Below are 15,429 nucleotides of genomic sequence, written 5' to 3'. Positions count from 1 at the left end.
CGGTGTTCTTGTTATTCTTGGTGTCGTGCAGCACAATTCCAGTAAAGTTGAAAAGCATTGTACAGCCTGTCGGACAAATTAACAGACCCAAGATGAGCCAAACTCCCCTGCCCGCTTCCTCCCGTACTGTCTTCTTCGTATCCGATGGCACCGGTATCACCGCTGAAACCTTCGGGCACGCCGTGCTCACCCAGTTCGACTTGCGTTTTCGGCAAATCCGCCTGCCCTTCATCGACTCGATCGACAAGGCCCATCAGGCGGTGCGCAAAATAAACGACGCCTTCCAGGCCGATGGCTACCAGCCGATCGTGTTCTCCACCTTTGTGAAGCCGGATCTGTCGGGCGTAATCCAGACGGCCAAGGCCATGCACATGGACCTGATCCAGACCTTCGTCTCCCCGCTCGAGCAGGAATTGGGGGTGAAATCGACCCACACGATTGGCCGTTCGCACAATGTGGTCGACAGCGAGGAATACAAAAACCGCATTGAAGCCATCAATTTTTCCCTGGCCCACGATGATGGCCAGTCGCACAAGAACCTGGCCGAGGCCGATGTCATCCTGGTCGGGGTCTCGCGTTCGGGCAAGACGCCCACCAGCCTCTACCTGGCGATGCAATACGGGATCAAGGCCGCCAACTACCCCTTGATTCCCGACGATTTCGAGCGCGGCCGCCTGCCCTCGGCCCTGCCGCAGTTCCGCAATAAGATCTTCGGCCTGTCGATTTCGCCCGAGCGTTTGTCGGAAATCCGCAACGAAAGGCGCGCCGGCAGCCGCTACGCCTCGATCGAAAACTGTCGCTACGAGGTCAACGAGGCCGAAAGCCTGATGCGGCGCGAAGGCATCCGCTGGCTGTCCTCGACCACCAAGTCGATCGAGGAGATCTCGACCACCATCCTGCAGGAGATCAAGCCACAACGCGCCGTCTACTGAGCCAGTCCAAGCCCGCGCCGCCGTGCCCAACGGGGGAAAACTGGATTAACATAGCGCTCAGTTTAATTTTTTCTCAATTTTTCATGACGAGCGCAATGACCCTGCCGCCAGGCTATTCCTGGCCGGTCTACCTGACCGGCACCAAGGGCGACGACACCTGGCAGCTGGGCAAGCCCAGCACCACGACCTACCTGATGGGTCTGGCAGGGAATAACACCCTCGACCTCGGCGCGATCAAACGCAGCGACTGTGCCATCAGCCCCGATGGCCAGGGCCATGTGGTCGTGAATATCGCCGGCAGCCCTGGCCTCGACGCCTACTACGTGCTCGACCACGTGGGCCGCATCGTGTTTGACAACGGCAAGGACAGCCTGCAGCTCGAGAGCCTGTATGGCGATCTGTTTGCGCCGATCCCGGCCATGGAGAGCGCGAGCTACGGCGCGCCGCTCGGCCCCTACCTCTACATCAAGTATTCCGAAGCGATTTACGCGGGCAGCGGCCAGATCCAGCTGCGCGGCACCGACGGCAGCAGCCAGAGCTTCGACGTGGCCAATCCGCAGCAGGTGCAGGTGCTCGGCGACAGCATTCGCCTCAATGTCGCGGGCGGGCTGCACGCCAATACCAATTACGACATCGAGCTTGCGCGCGGCGTCGTCAGCGACCTCGCCGGCCACCTCAACGAAGCCCCGAACACGCATCTGCAAGTCTCTACGGCACTGGCCGCCAATCAGGCGGCGCAGGGCAATATCCTGATCGGCGGCACCGCCTTCGAGGGACAGACGCTGAGCGCCCACCTGGATGTCAGCGATGCTGATGGCCTCGGCACGGACTTTGTCTGGCAGGTCGACGGCGGCCCCGCCATCCACACGAGCACACCCGATCTGCAGATCAAACTGACCCACGCAATGGCCGGCCACGCCGTGCAGGTCGGCGTCAGCTATGTCGACCAGCACGGCTACCGCGAAGGCTTCAGCGGGGCGAGCGCAGTGGTCGGCGGCGTGTTCACGGCCGATGGCAAGGGCAACGCGATTGCGGCCGGCAATGGCAATGACATCTTGATCGGCGGTCCCGGCAACGACCTGCTGATCCCCTATTTTGGCGACGACCAGGTCGATGGCGGCCCCGGCCTCGACACCGTTTCCCTGGGCAATACGCGCGACCTCTATGACATCGTGGTGCAGAACGGCGTCATCACCACGCACGACCGCGTCGGTTACGAAGGCACCGATGTGCTGCGCAACGTGGAACGGATCGATTTCTTCACCTCGAGCCTGGCGTTTGATATCGATGGCAATGGCGGGGAAGCCTACCGGCTCTACCACGCTGCCTTTGACCGCGAGCCCGATCTTGTCGGGCTTGGCTATTGGATCACCCGGCTCGACCGCGGCGCCAGCCTGACAGCCGTGGCCCAGGCCTTCAGCACCTCGGCCGAATGGCAGACCGTGTACGGCAGCGCGCACAATAACCAGGAGCTGGTCGCCAGCCTCTACCAGCATGTGCTGCACCGCGCCGGCGACGCAGGCGGCATCAGCTACTGGAGCCAGCTGCTGGACAGCCACCAGGCCAGCCTCGCCCAGGTGCTGATCGGCTTCAGCGAAAGCGCCGAGTCCAAGGCCGCCACCGCGCCGCTGGTGGCCAATGGCATCCCCTACATATCCGCCTACTGGTTCTGAACTGTCGCAGCCGGGACAGGTGTTGCGTGACACCTGTCCCAAATCGTGACACTTATCCCCCGCTTCCGCACTGACGGCGCCTGGCACGCAGCTTGCGTAGTGTTGGCTACTCCCTCGACGGAGCCCATACCAACTACTGCAATAGAGGATGACATGAATCTCGCGGATATCAACGCTCTCGGCGTCGCCAACCCCTTCAAACAGCGCTACGACAACTTCATCGGCGGCAAATTCGTCGCCCCGGTCAAGGGCGAATACTTCAGCAACGTCACCCCGATCACCGGCAAGCCCTTCTGCGAAGTGGCGCGCGGCACGGCCGAAGATATCGAGCTGGCGCTGGACGCCGCCCACGCCGCCAAAGCAGGCTGGGGTAAGACCTCGCCGGCCGAGCGCGCGGGCATCCTGAACCGCATCGCCGACCGCATGGAGCAGAACCTGCAGCTGCTGGCCACGGCCGAGACCATCGATAACGGCAAGCCGATCCGCGAAACCATGGCGGCCGACATCCCGCTCGCCATCGACCACTTCCGCTATTTCGCCGGCTGCATCCGTTCGCAGGAAGGCACGGTCGCCCAGATCGACGCCGAAACCTATGCCTATCACTTCCACGAGCCGCTCGGCGTGGTCGGCCAGATCATCCCCTGGAACTTCCCGATCCTGATGGCCGTGTGGAAGCTGGCCCCGGCTCTGGCCGCCGGCAACTGCGTCGTCCTCAAGCCGGCCGAGCAGACCCCGGCCTCGATCATGGTGCTGGTCGAACTGATCGCCGACCTGCTGCCGCCGGGCGTGCTGAACGTGGTCAACGGCTTTGGCCTCGAAGCGGGCAAACCGCTGGCCTCGAACAAGCGCATCGCCAAGGTCGCCTTCACGGGCGAAACCGGCACCGGCCGCCTGATCATGCAGTACGCAGCCCAGAATCTGATTCCCGTCACGCTCGAACTCGGCGGCAAATCGCCGAATATCTTCTTCGCCGACGTCATGGACCAGGACGACGCCTTCTTCGACAAATGCCTCGAAGGTTTCGCCATGTTCGCGCTCAACCAGGGCGAAGTCTGCACCTGTCCCTCGCGCGTGCTGATCCAGGAATCGATCTATGACGCCTTCATCGCACGCGCCCTCGAGCGCGTGGGCAAGGTCAAGCAAGGCAACCCGCTCGACCAGTCGACCATGATCGGCGCCCAGGCCTCGCAGGAACAGCTCGAGAAGATCCTCTCCTACATCGACATCGGCAAACAGGAAGGCGCCGAACTGCTGGCCGGCGGCGCACGCCACGTCCAGCAAGGCGACCTGGCCGACGGCTACTACGTGACGCCGACCGTCTTCCGCGGCCACAACAAGATGCGCATCTTCCAGGAAGAGATCTTCGGCCCGGTGGTGTCGGTGACCACCTTCAAGGATGAAGCCGAAGCCCTGGCCATTGCCAACGATACGCTGTACGGCCTTGGCGCCGGCGTCTGGACCCGCGACGGTTCGCGCGCCTTCCGCATGGGGCGCGGCATCCAGGCCGGCCGCGTCTGGACCAACTGCTACCACCTGTACCCGGCCCACGCGGCCTTCGGCGGCTACAAGCAGTCGGGCATCGGCCGTGAAACCCACAAGATGATGCTCGACCACTATCAGCAGACCAAGAACCTGCTGGTCAGCTACAACCCGAACGCGCTCGGCTTCTTCTGAGCATGGACGGCAAACCGGCCCGCGTCGTCGCCACGGCGGCGGCGCTGGCCTTCCTCGGCACGCTGCGCGCGCGCTACGGCCCCCTGCTGTTCTTTCAGTCGGGCGGCTGTTGCGACGGCAGCGCGCCGCTCTGCTATGCGCAGGGCGACTTTCTCATCAGCGATAGCGATGTCCTGCTGGGGGAACTCGACGGTGTGCCCTTCTACATGGGCTGCGAGCAGTTTGCCTATTGGGAGCACACTCAGCTGATCATCGACGTGGTCGATGGGAATGGCGGCATGTTCTCGCTCGATAATGGGACAGGGCGGCGCTTTCTCACGCGCTCGCGCCTGTTCACCGACGCCGAATCAGCGGCCCTTGCCCGCTAGTTTGCGGTAGAGAGTATTGCGCGAGATGCCCAGGGCGCGCGCGGCGGCCGACATATTGCCGCCGTGCGCAGCCAGGGTGCGTGCGATCGCATCCTGGGCGACGGATTCCAGATCAGCCGGCGCGCTGCGCACATCTTCCAGAAAATCATCGGGCATGTGCTGCACGCAGATCTCGCCATCCTCGCCCGCCATGGCCAGGGCCGTGCGCAGCAGATTGTGGAGCTGGCGGAAGTTACCCGGCCATTGGTGCCGCGCAAACAGGCTGGCCAGTTCTTCGGACAGTGCATAGCGCTGGCCATTGCCCTCGCTGGCCAGGATCTTGCGCACCACGGCGCCGAGGTCGGAGCGCTCGCGCAGCGGCGGCAGCTTGACCACCAGACCATTGAGGCGGAAGTACAGGTCCTCGCGGAAGGCGCCCTCGGCAATGCGGGCGCGCAGATTGTGGTTGGTGGCGCAGATGATGTCGACGTTGACGGGAATCGCCTTGTCGCCGCCCAGCGGCGTAACCGTGCGTTCCTGCAGCACGCGCAGCAGGCGCGCCTGCATACTCATCGGCATATCGCCAATTTCATCGAGGAAGAGCGTGCCGCCATTGGCCTGCTGAATCTTGCCAAGCGCCCCTTTCTTGCGGGCACCGGTGAAGGCGCCGTCCTCGTAGCCGAACAGCTCGGACTCGATCAGGGTTTCGGGAATCGAGGCGCAGTTCACGGCAACAAACGGCCCCTGCCCGCGCGGCGAATCATTGTGGATGGCGCGGGCCAGCAATTCCTTGCCGGTGCCCGTCTCGCCCAGAATCATGATCGGGATATCTTTGCCGAGCACACGTTCGACCTTGTCGAGCAGGGCTTCCACCTGCGCGTCGCCGGTGCGCAGATAGCGCAGACTGGACAGTCGCGACGGGGCCGGAGCGGGCGCCGCCGGCATGATCGGCGCACGCGCGCTGGCCAGCCGGATCTGGGCGCGCGCCTTGATGCGCACGCCATTGTGCAGGCACAGGTCGAGCAAGCCCGGCGCGGCCGTGCGATAGTGGTCCATTAATGCCGACACCGGCAGGCCGAACAGCGAGCTGAAGGTATGCGTCTGCAGGGCCGCCGCCGATAAGCCAAGCTGGAACTGGGCGCTGCGGTTGGCCGCGAGGAAGCGCCCGCTCGGGGTGAACGAAGCAATGCCCTCCATCAGCGTGCCGATGAATTCGGGACGCGCATGGAAATGCAAGGTGATCGCGTCCTCGAACGTAGCCGAAAACACCTGATTTTCGATCATCAGCGCCGACATCCGCACCAGGGCCATCGTGTGCTTGTGATAGCTGCGCTGGTCGCCCGAGACATCGAGCACGCCGAGCACATTGCCCTGATGATCAAGAATCGGCGCGGCCGAGCAGCTGAGGAAATGGTTGGCGCGCAGGTAGTGCTGGTCGGCGTGGATCAGCGTCGGCAGCTTGTCCGCAATGGCGGTGCCGATGCCATTCGTCCCCTTGCTCTGCTCGGACCAGACGGCGCCCGGCTGCAACGCCACCTTGCTGGCCTTTTCCAGAAAATCGGCATCGCCGAGCGCATGCAGGATCACGCCCTGGGCATCGGTCAGCAGCACCATATTGTGGGTGTTGACGATCTGCTGATACAGGGTTTCCATGGCCGGCAGCGCATGGTTGTGCAGCAGACGGTTCTGCTCGACGAGCAGACTCAGGTCCTGGCGCCCGATCGGGCTGAAGTCGGGCCGGGCATCGGGATCGAGACCAAAGCCGCGCGAACGGGCGTGCGACAGGTGGATCAGCTCGGCTGCCGTCTCGACCAGGGGCAGCGGCGCTGCGGATTGGCTGGACGGCGAAATCATGGGGAAACGGCCTTAAAAGAAATGACGCCAATCGTCGAGCCAGGCGGGCAGCTCGCCCACTTCCATCGGCTTGGCGATGTGGTAACCCTGGGCGTACGTGCAGCCCAGGTCCTGCAGGAAGTCCCAATCCTCCTTTGTTTCCACGCCCACGGCGCAGGAATGGCGCTCCAGGCTGCGGGCCAGGCCCAGGCAGGACTTGAGTACCGTTTGCAGCGGGCGCTTGCGCGAGGCGCCATCGACAAAACTGCGGTCGATTTTCAACTCGCTGAAGGGGATGCGCGCCAGCAGCTGGAGATTCGAGCGGCCAGTGCCGTAGTCGTCGATCGCCAGGCCATAGCCAAGCATGCGCAGGCGCACCAGGCGTTCGAGGAAGCTGGCTTCATTGGTCAGCACCGAGGACTCCGGCATCTCGAAGGTGATGTAGTCCGGCATCATGCGGTGGCGCTGCGTGCAAGCCGTGATCTGTTGCACAAAGGCCGGATGGGCCAGGGTCTGCGGCGCCAGGTTGATGGACACCGGTATCGGCATGCCCTGATCGTGCAGGGTGCGCGCGCACGCGACCGAACGCTCGATCATGGTCCAGTCGAGAAAATCCACACGGCCGTTGTGTTCCAGCGCGTCGATAAAGGCGGCCGGGCCGAGCACGCCATGCTCCGGATGCTTCCAGCGCGCGAAGGCCTCCAGGCCCTTGACCTGGCCCGTTTCGAGTTCGATCTTGGGCTGGAAGAAAGGTTCAAACTGGCGCGCTTGCAGGGCCACGCCGATTTCCGCAAAGCTGAAGGTCGGACCGGGACGGCGCTGCTTGTCGGCCGCCGGCACGTACAGCTCGAGCAGGCTTTGCAGACGGGCCGCCCCCACCGGCTTGGAAATCGTGCCCAGCAGGTCCAGTCCGTAGGCCAGGGCCATGGTCTCGACCGAGAACATCAGCGCGCCGCCCTGATTGCCGGTGACGATCACCTGGGCCTTGCAGTCCGGCTTGCCAGCCAGCGTGCGGATCAGGTCGATGCCATCCATGCCCGGCAGGTCGAGGTCGATGATGGCCACGTCCACCGGCGGCGCAAAGCTGTCTTCGATGCAGCGCAGGGCCGTGTGGCCGTCGGGCGCCTCGGTAATGCGGATCGCGCCCATGCGGCCGAGCGCCTCCACCACCGCCCGGCGCTGGGCGTGGTCGGCTTCGGCCACCAGCAGATGCAATTGCGCGATTTCCATTCCGTTCCCGTTTCTTCGCTTGCGACAGATTACCGCAGATTTTGCCTCATCTGCTCGAAAAAGCACACCGCCGCGCACGCGGCCACATTCAGCGATTCCACCTGGCCCAGATGCGGCACCTTGATGCGCAGGCTGGCCGCGTTCAGCAGGGTGTCGGACACGCCCTGCCCCTCGTGGCCCAGAATCCATGCGGCGGGGCCGCGCAGATCGGTCTCGTACAGGCTCTGGGCCGCGTAGCCGCTGGTCGCCAGGACCGGAATGCGCGCCTGGGCGGCCAGTGCGGCGAGGTCGACCTGCTCCACGATGTCCAGCACAAAATGGGCGCCCATGGCCGCGCGCAGCACCTTGGGCGACCACACGGCCGCCGTGCCAGGCCCGCAGTACACATGGCGGATGCCGGCGGCGGCGGCGCTGCGCAGAATCGAACCGAGATTGCCCGGATCCTGCACACCATCGAGCAGCACCGCGTTTTCGCTCAGCGCAGCCGGGGCGGCGCCCTGCGGCGTCGGCACCACGAACAGCAGGCCCACGCCGTGTTCCACCTGGCTCAGCGCACTGTACAGCGCATCAGGCAGCATCAGCACCTTGTCGCAGCGCGCCAGCAGCGGCGCCACTTCGGGATGGGCGAGCGAGCTCTCGCTGACCACGCATTCGAGCGGCTGACCGCGCAAGTCGAGCCAGGCCTGGCACAGGTGCACGCCGTCGAGCACGCTCTGCCCGGCCTTGCGCCGCGCCTGGCTGCTGGTGGCCAGCTGCTTCAGGGCTTTGTACTGCGCGTTATCGCGCGAACTGATGGTCTTCATGGCTGAATATCGAGCAAAGCCTTGACCGGCGCATAGGAACGGCGGTGCACGGGCGACACGCCGTGCAGGCGCAGACGTTCCAGATGCAGCGCAGTCGGATAGCCCTTGTGCTGGTCAAACGCATATTGCGGGTAGGTTTCATGCAGCACCAGCAGGGCCGCGTCGCGCGCTGTTTTGGCCAGGATCGAGGCGGCCGATATCGCGTCCACCTTGTCGTCCCCGCCCACGATGGGGATGCTGCGCACCGCCATCACCGGGCAACGGTTGCCGTCGATCAGCGCCAGGGTCGGCTGCACCGCCAGCGCCTCGACCGCACGGCGCATGGCCAGCATGCTGGCCTGCAGAATGTTCAGGCGGTCAATTTCCTCTTCACTGCAGGCGGCAATCGCCCAGGCCAGTGCCTGCTCCTTGATCCGCGGCGCCAGTTCGTCGCGCCGCGCCTCGCTGAGCTTCTTGGAATCGCGCAGGCCCGCCACCGGCCGCGCCGGATCGAGAATGACGGCGGCGGCGAACACCGGCCCGGCCAGCGGCCCGCGCCCGGCTTCATCGACGCCGCAGACGATGTCTTCGGGGCTGCCCCAGTCGTCGAACAGGCCAAGGTTCATGCCACACCCCGCTCGATGACGCCGAGCACGGCGGCAGCCGCCTCCTGGCTGGAGTTGCGCAGCAGGCTGGCATGCATGGCGGCGAAGCGTTCGCCCAGCATGCGCCGGTTGGCCTCGTCGTTCAGCTGGAACCACAGCGCATCGGCCAGGGCCTTGGGCGTGGCCTGATGCTGGAGCAGCTCGGGCACGAGGAATTCGCGCGCCAGAATATTCGGCAGGCCAATCCACGGCTGGTAGCCCATGTGGCGCATGATCTGCCACGAGGCTTCCATGACCTTGTAGGCGATGACCATCGGCTTCTTGTGCAGCGCCACTTCGAGCGTGGCCGTACCCGAGGCGCACAGCACCGCGTCGGCCGCCGCAATGGCCGCATGCGACTGGCCGTCGATCAGATCGATGTCGACCCCGCCCAAACCATAGCGCGCCACCAGTTCGTGGAAATACACGCGCTGGCGTTCGCCCGCCATCGGGGCGATGAAGCGCAGCCCCGGCTCGCGCTGGCGCAGCGCCAGGGCGGCGCCGATGAAGGGCTCGACCAGATACTTGAGCTCGCCCATGCGCGAGCCCGGCATGATGCAGACCACCTTTTCATCCGCGCCAATGCCCAGCACGCGGCGCGATTCGGCCACGTCCGGCTGCATCGGAATCATCTCGGCCAGCGGATGGCCGACATAGGTGACCGGCACGCCAGCCTGCTGGTAGATCGCTTCTTCAAACGGAAAGATCGCCAGCATATGCGAGACGGCGCGCTGAATCTTCTTGATGCGCCCGCCGCGCCAGGCCCAGATCTGCGGGCTGATGTAATGCACGGTCGGGATGCCGGCCGCGCGCAGCTGCTCTTCGAGGCCAAGGTTGAAGCCCGGGTAGTCGGCGCCGATGAAGACGGCCGGCCGCTCGCGCAGCAGGCGGTCGCGCAGGCGGTTCTGGATGCCTTTGAGTTCGCGGTAACGGGGAATGATTTCGAACAGGCCGCGCACGGCCAGCTTGTCGAGCGCGACCTCGCTGACCAGGCCCTGTTCGGCCATGGCAGGCCCGCCGATCCCGGTGAAGCGCGCCTGCGGCTGCTGTGCGCGCACCCCGGCCATCAGGCGCGCCGCCAGCAGGTCGCCGGACAGTTCGCCAGCGACCACCGCAAGCAGAGGATCAGCGCAGGATGCCACGGGTGGACGTGTCGAGAAAGGCGCGGAAGGCGCGCACGTCGTCGGCGCCCTCTTCCAGGCTGGCGGCATGGGCGTCGAGCGCCTGCTTGGCTTCTTCGAGCGTCAGGCCGGAGCGGTACAGCAGCTTGTAGGCCTGGCGGATCGCATCGATGCGCGCCCGCGAGAAGCCGCGCCGTTTCAGGCCTTCGATGTTGACGCCGTGGGCTGCGGCCGGATTCCCGTTCAGCAGCACGAAAGGCGGCACGTCCATGGTCAGGCTGGTGCTCATGCCGACAAAGGCATGCGGCCCGATCTTGCAGAACTGGTGGACGTTGGCATAGCCGGACAGAATGCACCAGTCGCCGATCTCCACATGCCCGGCCAGCTGGGCGTTGTTCGAGAAGATCGTGTTATTGCCCACCACGCAGTCATGCGCGAGGTGGACATAGGCCGAGATCCAGTTGTCATTGCCCAGGCGGGTCACGCCCTTGTCCTGCACGGTGCCGGTATTGAAGGTGCAGAACTCGCGGATCGTATTGCGGTCGCCCACTTCCAGACGGGTCGGCTCGCCGGCCCACTTCTTGTCCTGCGGCTGGGCGCCGATCGACGAGAACTGGAAGAAATGGTTGTCCTCACCAATCGTCGTGTGGCCTTCGATAACGACATGCGGGCCCACCTTGGTGCGCGCGCCGATCTTCACATGCGGACCGATGAGCGTGTAGGCGCCGACCTCGACCGAGCTGTCCAGCTCGGCTTTGGGGTCGACGATGGCGGTCGGATGGATGTGCGCCATGGCTTAAGCGGCCGGCTGGCTCGGGTCGGCGGTGGAGCGGATCGTGCACATCAGTTCGGCTTCGACGGCGACCTGGCCATCGACCGAGGCCTGGGCCTTGTACTTCCAGATGCCGCGCGAGGTGCGCAGGATTTCCACATCCATCTTGAGCTGGTCGCCCGGCTCGACCGGACGCTTGAAGCGCGCATTGTCGATGCCGACGAAATAGACGACCGAATTCTCGTCCGGCTTCATATTCATCGTCAGGAAGGACAGGATGGCGGCGGTCTGGGCCAGGGCCTCGATCATCAGCACGCCCGGCATCACCGGCTTGTGCGGGAAATGGCCGTTGAAGAATTCTTCGTTGGCGGTGACGTTCTTGATGGCGGTGATGGTCTTGCCCGATTCCCAGGTCAGGACGCGATCAACGAGCAGCATCGGATAGCGATGCGGCAGAAACTTCTTGATCTCGTTGATGCACAGGGTCTTGTTCTCAGTGGTCATGATTCTCAGTCAGGGTCTTGATTGTTTTTTCCAATGCGCGAATCTTGTCGCGCATGGCATCGAGGTTGCGGACGATGGCCGCTGTCTTTTCCCACTCGGCATTCTTGGCGAGCGGGTAGAAACCGGTGTACTGGCCCGGCTCGTGGATCGAGCGCGACACCATGGAACCGGAGGAAATGTGGACGTTGTCGGCAATCGTCAGGTGGCCCAGCACCATGGCCGCACCGCCGAAGGTGCAGAACTTGCCGATGATGGCGCTGCCCGCCACGCCGACGCAGCCGGCCATGGCCGTGTGGGCGCCGATCCGGCAGTTGTGGCCGATCTGGATCTGGTTGTCGAGCTTGACGCCGTCTTCAATGATGGTGTCGGCCAGGGCGCCGCGGTCGATGCAGGTATTGGCGCCGATGTCGACGTCGTCTCCAATCAGCACGCGCCCGACCTGGGGAATCTTTATGTAGACCCCGCCTTCATTGGCGAAACCAAAGCCGTCGGTGCCGATCACGGCGCCCGAATGCACGATGCCGCGCTTGCCGATGACACAGCCGGCGTGGAAGGTCACGTTCGCGAAGAAATGCGTGCCCTCGCCCACCTCGGCGCCGCGCCCGATGAAGCAGCCGGCATCGATGATGGCGCCGGCGCCGATGCGCGCGCCGGCCTCGATCGTCACATGCGGGCCGATGTGTGCGCTCGGATCCACCACGGCGCCCTCGCCCAGCACCGCGCTCGGGTGGATGCCGGGGGCCGGCACATGGGCCGTGAGCGACTCGAAATACTGGGCCGCACGGGCGAAGTAGGCGTAGGGATTGGGCGTGACGATGCGCGCGCCGGCGTACTGCTCGGCGACGGTGGCATCATCCTTGGGAGAGACAATCAGGGCCGCCGCTTTGCTCTGCTGAGCCTGGCTGCGGAATTTGGAATTGGACAGAAAGCTGATGTGCTGGGCGCCCGCGTCCGACAATGGCGCGATCCCCACCACTTCCAGGCTGGGATCGCCGACCAGTTGCCCGCCCAGGCGATCTATCAGTTCGCCGAGTCGGGTCGCCATCCTATTTATCGAGCTCTTTGAGGATCTTGTCCGTGATGTCGGCGCGCGAGCTGTAGAAAGCCACGTCCTGCAGCACGATGTCGATGCCCTCGTCGAGCGCGATCCGCTCAATGATCTTGGAGGCGCGCTGGGCGATGATGGCGCGCTCCTCGTTGCGGCGCTGGTTCAGGTCCTCGCCGAACTCGCGGCGCTTACGCTGGATGTCCAGTTCCATGTCGCGCAGCTCACGCGTGCGCTTGCCGCGGTCGGCTTCGCTCATGCCGGCCATGCTCTTTTCGAAGGCGGCCAGGGCGCTCTTGTAGGACTCGACCTGATCCTTGATGGCCTTGTCGCGCTTGGAAAACTCGGCTTCGATCTTGGCATCGGCCAGTTTCGCGAGTTTCGAATCCGTCATCAGGCGCTCGGTTGCAACATAGGCAACCTTGGTGCCCTGGGCCAGGGCCGGGCCCGCGGCGCAAGCACACAGGGCCAGCGCCATCAGGCCCTTGCTCAAGCGGGCAAATGCGGTGTTCAACATAATTCTCCGTGCAATCTCAGAAGCCGGTACCCATCTGGAACTGGAAGCGCTCCAGGCGGTCGTTCGGTTTGGCGTTCAAAGGATAAGCATAACTCAACTTGAGCGGACCCACCGGCGAAATCCACGACAGGCCCAGACCGGCCGAGTAGCGCAGCTCGGACAGGCGCATCTTCTGGCCTTCCTGGTAGACCTGGCCGCCGTCGACGAAGCCGAACCAGCGCAGCGAACGGTCCTGACCGCTACCCGGGAAAGGCAGCTGCAGTTCGGCGTTACCGATCACACGCTGGGCGCCGCCCAGCACGTCATAGGTATTCGGGTCGAGATAACCGAGCGAGAAGCTCTGGTAGCCGCGCACGGAACCGATACCGCCCGCGTAGAAGCGCTTGAAGACCGGGTAGTCCTTGCCCTTGAGGCCGTGGCCGTAATCGACCTCGCCCTTGAGCGCCAGGGTGATCTTCTTGGTGATCGGCCAGTAGTACTGGTGCTCGAGCACGGCACGGTAGTACTTCGAGTTGCCGATCGTGTCCAGTTCCAGGTTGACCCGCGTGTATTTACCGGCCGAAGGCGTCAGCGCGCTGTCGCGGCTGTCACGGGCCCAGGCAGCCGTCAGCGGCACGGCGTCGGTCGTGGCCGAACCCACGCCGGTCAGCGAATTGCCATACTGGCGCACGAACTGGCGGTACAGGGCCGGCGAGGTCTCGTCCGTTTCGATACGCGAATGTTCGAGGCCGATACCGAAGAAGATCGTGTCGAGTTCCGAGAACGGCACGCCGAAGGTCACGCGGCCGCCGTTCTGCTTGATCGTGTAGGAGCCGATGTTCAGCAGCGGCGGACGGGTCGTCCGGGTGAACAGTTCGACGCCGCGCGAAATCCCGTCTTCGGTGAAATACGGGTTGAACTCGGACAGGGCGATCGTGCGGCTGTAGCGGCTGGTGTTGAAGTCGATACCCACCGTATTGCCCGAACCGGCGAAGTTGACCTGCTGGACCGACATCGTGAACACGAACTTCTCGGCCTGCGAGAAGGCGCCGCCGATCGTGAAGTTACCGGTCGGCTTTTCGGTCACGGTCAGGTTGACGTCCACCTGGTCGTTCACGCCCTGAGCTTCGGGCGTGTCGACCGTCACTTCCTTGAAGTAGCCAAGGCGGTCCACGCGGTCGCGCGAGAGCTTGATGCGGTTGTTGTCGTACCAGGCGCCTTCGAACTGGCGGAATTCGCGGCGGATCACCTCGTCACGCGTGGTGGTATTGCCGGCGATATTCATGCGGCGCACGTAGACGCGCTTGCCCGGGTCCACCAGGAAGGTGAAGGCCACGGTCTTGTTGGCGCGGTCGATTTCCGGGTTGGCATTGACGTTGGCAAAGGCGTAGCCGAAATTGCCCAGACGGTCCTGGATGCGCTTGTTCGATTCGGTCTGCAGCGTGCCCGAGAAGACCTGGCCCTTTCTCAGCAGCACGAGCGACTTCAGCTCTTCCTCGCGGCCGAACATCTCGCCGTCCATCTTGATGTCCGAGACCGTGTACTTCTCGCCCTCGGTGATGTTGATGGTCAGGTAGATGTCCTTTTTGTCGGGCGTGATCGACACCTGGGTCGAGTCGACATTGACCTCGAGGTAGCCGCGGTCGAGGTAGAAGGATTTGATGGCTTCGATGTCGCCGGTCAGCTTCTGCTTCGAGTACTGGTCAGCCTTGGTGTACCAGGTGAACCAGCCGCTGTTGGACAGGGCCATGACCTCGCGCAGTTCCTTGTCCGTGAAGGCCTTGTTGCCGACGATGTTGACCGCCTTGATGCGCGCCGCATCGCCCTCGTCCACGTTGAACATCACGTTCACGCGGTTACGTTCGATCGGGGTGATGGTGGTGGTGATCTTCACCGCGTACATGCCGTGCGACAGGTACTGGCGTTTGAGTTCCTGCTCGGCGCGGTCGACCGAGGCTTTGTCGTAGATCTTGGTTTCGCCCACGCCGATGTCTTTCAGCGCTTTGACCAGATTGTCCTTCTCGAATTCGTGGGTGCCGGTGAAGTCCACGCTGGCAATCGCCGGGCGTTCCTCGACCAGCACGACCAGCACATCATTGTCCACTTCCAGGCGCACGTCCTTGAAGAAGCCCGTGTTGTACAGGGCCTTGATGGTGGCGATACTTTTTTCGTCGTTGAAGGTTTCGCCGACACGCACCGGCAGGTAGCTGAACACCGTGCCCGCTTCGGTCCGCTGGATGCCTTCGACCCGGATGTCTTTAACGACAAAGGGGCTGACGGCCAGGGCGGGCGCCGAACAGACGGCCGCTACGGCAGCAGCGAGCAGGCGACGGCGAAAAGATGGGGCAAAACGGTCAGAGTGTAATTTCATCGGCA

At 64.0% G+C, this 15,429-nt stretch carries 14 protein-coding genes; 4 read left to right on the top strand and 10 right to left on the bottom strand.

Annotated elements, in window-relative coordinates:
• The first annotated feature begins 92 nt into the window (after positions 1-92).
• The 4 genes from LZ005_RS07080 to LZ005_RS07065 all read left to right on the top strand — a co-directional run bounded on the left by LZ005_RS07080 (position 93) and on the right by LZ005_RS07065 (position 4,647).
• Entirely contained in the window at positions 93-932 is an 840-nt protein-coding gene (locus LZ005_RS07080; RefSeq protein ID WP_237806092.1) for a pyruvate, water dikinase regulatory protein, read from the top strand.
• Positions 933-1,027: 95 nt separating this feature from the next.
• Positions 1,028-2,605 (top strand): DUF4214 domain-containing protein, encoded by a 1,578-nt coding sequence (locus LZ005_RS07075; RefSeq protein ID WP_237806090.1) that lies wholly within the window; start codon positions 1,028-1,030, stop codon positions 2,603-2,605.
• A 153-nt stretch (positions 2,606-2,758) separates the two neighbouring features.
• Positions 2,759-4,279: an aldehyde dehydrogenase gene (adh, locus tag LZ005_RS07070; RefSeq protein ID WP_237806088.1), complete on the top strand. Its 1,521-nt coding sequence runs from the start codon at positions 2,759-2,761 to the stop codon at positions 4,277-4,279.
• A 2-nt stretch (positions 4,280-4,281) separates the two neighbouring features.
• Positions 4,282-4,647, top strand: coding sequence for a DUF779 domain-containing protein (locus LZ005_RS07065; RefSeq protein WP_237806086.1), 366 nt, complete (start codon positions 4,282-4,284; stop codon positions 4,645-4,647).
• Here the strand turns inward: LZ005_RS07065 and LZ005_RS07060 are convergent.
• From LZ005_RS07060 to bamA, 10 genes are read right to left on the bottom strand one after another with little or no spacing between them, the layout of a single operon-like run.
• The gene (locus tag LZ005_RS07060; RefSeq protein ID WP_237806085.1) at positions 4,627-6,480 is read right to left on the bottom strand and encodes a sigma-54-dependent Fis family transcriptional regulator; all 1,854 of its coding nucleotides are present in this window, start codon (positions 6,478-6,480) and stop codon (positions 4,627-4,629) included. The two genes, LZ005_RS07065 and LZ005_RS07060, sit on opposite strands and share 21 nt — an antisense overlap.
• A gap of 12 nt (positions 6,481-6,492) precedes the next feature.
• Positions 6,493-7,689, bottom strand: a complete 1,197-nt coding sequence (locus LZ005_RS07055; protein WP_237806083.1) for an EAL domain-containing protein — start codon at positions 7,687-7,689, stop codon at positions 6,493-6,495.
• Between the two features lie 29 nt (positions 7,690-7,718).
• Positions 7,719-8,492: an RNA methyltransferase gene (locus LZ005_RS07050; protein ID WP_237806081.1), complete on the bottom strand. Its 774-nt coding sequence runs from the start codon at positions 8,490-8,492 to the stop codon at positions 7,719-7,721.
• Positions 8,489-9,097: a ribonuclease HII gene (gene rnhB / locus LZ005_RS07045; RefSeq protein ID WP_237806079.1), complete on the bottom strand. Its 609-nt coding sequence runs from the start codon at positions 9,095-9,097 to the stop codon at positions 8,489-8,491. The genes LZ005_RS07050 and rnhB overlap by 4 nt, the downstream gene beginning before the upstream one ends.
• Positions 9,094-10,257, bottom strand: coding sequence for a lipid-A-disaccharide synthase (lpxB, locus tag LZ005_RS07040; RefSeq protein WP_237806077.1), 1,164 nt, complete (start codon positions 10,255-10,257; stop codon positions 9,094-9,096). The genes rnhB and lpxB overlap by 4 nt, the downstream gene beginning before the upstream one ends.
• Complete coding sequence (gene lpxA, locus LZ005_RS07035) at positions 10,241-11,029, bottom strand: acyl-ACP--UDP-N-acetylglucosamine O-acyltransferase (RefSeq protein WP_237806075.1); 789 nt, start codon at positions 11,027-11,029, stop codon at positions 10,241-10,243. The genes lpxB and lpxA overlap by 17 nt, the downstream gene beginning before the upstream one ends.
• Positions 11,030-11,032: 3 nt before the next feature.
• Positions 11,033-11,512, bottom strand: coding sequence for a 3-hydroxyacyl-ACP dehydratase FabZ (gene fabZ, locus LZ005_RS07030; RefSeq protein ID WP_237806073.1), 480 nt, complete (start codon positions 11,510-11,512; stop codon positions 11,033-11,035).
• Positions 11,502-12,557 (bottom strand): UDP-3-O-(3-hydroxymyristoyl)glucosamine N-acyltransferase, encoded by a 1,056-nt coding sequence (lpxD, locus tag LZ005_RS07025; RefSeq protein WP_237806071.1) that lies wholly within the window; start codon positions 12,555-12,557, stop codon positions 11,502-11,504. The genes fabZ and lpxD overlap by 11 nt, the downstream gene beginning before the upstream one ends.
• Before the next feature lies 1 nt (position 12,558).
• Positions 12,559-13,074 (bottom strand): OmpH family outer membrane protein, encoded by a 516-nt coding sequence (locus tag LZ005_RS07020; RefSeq protein ID WP_237806070.1) that lies wholly within the window; start codon positions 13,072-13,074, stop codon positions 12,559-12,561.
• 16 nt (positions 13,075-13,090) lie between these two features.
• Entirely contained in the window at positions 13,091-15,424 is a 2,334-nt protein-coding gene (bamA, locus tag LZ005_RS07015) for an outer membrane protein assembly factor BamA (RefSeq protein WP_237806067.1), read from the bottom strand.
• Positions 15,425-15,429 lie beyond the last annotated feature (5 nt).

The organism is Massilia sp. TS11 (assembly GCF_022012445.1).
GTDB lineage: Bacteria > Pseudomonadota > Gammaproteobacteria > Burkholderiales > Burkholderiaceae_D > Telluria.
The sequence above is the reverse complement of the archived record's forward strand: the minus strand, read 5'-3'. Positions and strand labels throughout refer to the sequence as shown.

Excerpts from the sequence above, each read along its gene's own strand:
- LZ005_RS07080 (WP_237806092.1), top strand. The coding sequence starts at position 93 with ATGAGCCAAACTCCCCTGCCCGCTTCCTCCCGTACTGTCTTCTTCGTA.
- LZ005_RS07075 (WP_237806090.1), top strand. The coding sequence starts at position 1,028 with ATGACCCTGCCGCCAGGCTATTCCTGGCCGGTCTACCTGACCGGCACC.
- adh (WP_237806088.1), top strand. The coding sequence starts at position 2,759 with ATGAATCTCGCGGATATCAACGCTCTCGGCGTCGCCAACCCCTTCAAA.
- LZ005_RS07065 (WP_237806086.1), top strand. The coding sequence starts at position 4,282 with ATGGACGGCAAACCGGCCCGCGTCGTCGCCACGGCGGCGGCGCTGGCC.
- LZ005_RS07060 (WP_237806085.1), bottom strand. The coding sequence starts at position 6,480 with ATGATTTCGCCGTCCAGCCAATCCGCAGCGCCGCTGCCCCTGGTCGAG.
- LZ005_RS07055 (WP_237806083.1), bottom strand. The coding sequence starts at position 7,689 with ATGGAAATCGCGCAATTGCATCTGCTGGTGGCCGAAGCCGACCACGCC.
- LZ005_RS07050 (WP_237806081.1), bottom strand. The coding sequence starts at position 8,492 with ATGAAGACCATCAGTTCGCGCGATAACGCGCAGTACAAAGCCCTGAAG.
- rnhB (WP_237806079.1), bottom strand. The coding sequence starts at position 9,097 with ATGAACCTTGGCCTGTTCGACGACTGGGGCAGCCCCGAAGACATCGTC.
- lpxA (WP_237806075.1), bottom strand. The coding sequence starts at position 11,029 with ATGGCGCACATCCATCCGACCGCCATCGTCGACCCCAAAGCCGAGCTG.
- fabZ (WP_237806073.1), bottom strand. The coding sequence starts at position 11,512 with ATGACCACTGAGAACAAGACCCTGTGCATCAACGAGATCAAGAAGTTT.
- lpxD (WP_237806071.1), bottom strand. The coding sequence starts at position 12,557 with ATGGCGACCCGACTCGGCGAACTGATAGATCGCCTGGGCGGGCAACTG.
- LZ005_RS07020 (WP_237806070.1), bottom strand. The coding sequence starts at position 13,074 with ATGTTGAACACCGCATTTGCCCGCTTGAGCAAGGGCCTGATGGCGCTG.
- bamA (WP_237806067.1), bottom strand. The coding sequence starts at position 15,424 with ATGAAATTACACTCTGACCGTTTTGCCCCATCTTTTCGCCGTCGCCTG.